Genomic DNA, 249 nt, shown 5'->3' on the forward strand with positions numbered 1-249 from the left:
TTCTTCGAGCCAGTAACGCGCGACCATACCGGCGTGATAGCTCGTGCCGCAGGCGACGATCTGCACATTGCGCACTTTGGCGAACAGCTCGGCGGCTTGCGGACCGAAGGCCTCGACCAGCACTTGATTGTTGCCCAGGCGACCTTCGAGGGTGCGTTGGACCACGGCGGGTTGTTCGTGGATTTCCTTGAGCATGTAGTGGCGGAACTCGCCCTTGTCGGCGGCTTCGGCACCGTCGGTGTACTGCAC

Annotated in this window: 1 pseudogene; it reads right to left on the reverse strand. The window is 62.2% G+C overall.

The annotated features are described in order from the left end of the window. A pseudogene (locus AAEY83_RS17450) lies at nucleotides 1-249 on the reverse strand (hypothetical protein); the annotation flags it as partial.

Origin of the sequence: Psychrobacter sp. TB20-MNA-CIBAN-0197 (assembly GCF_040309765.1) — a bacterium.
In the GTDB taxonomy this organism is placed as follows: domain Bacteria; phylum Pseudomonadota; class Gammaproteobacteria; order Pseudomonadales; family Moraxellaceae; genus Psychrobacter; species Psychrobacter submarinus.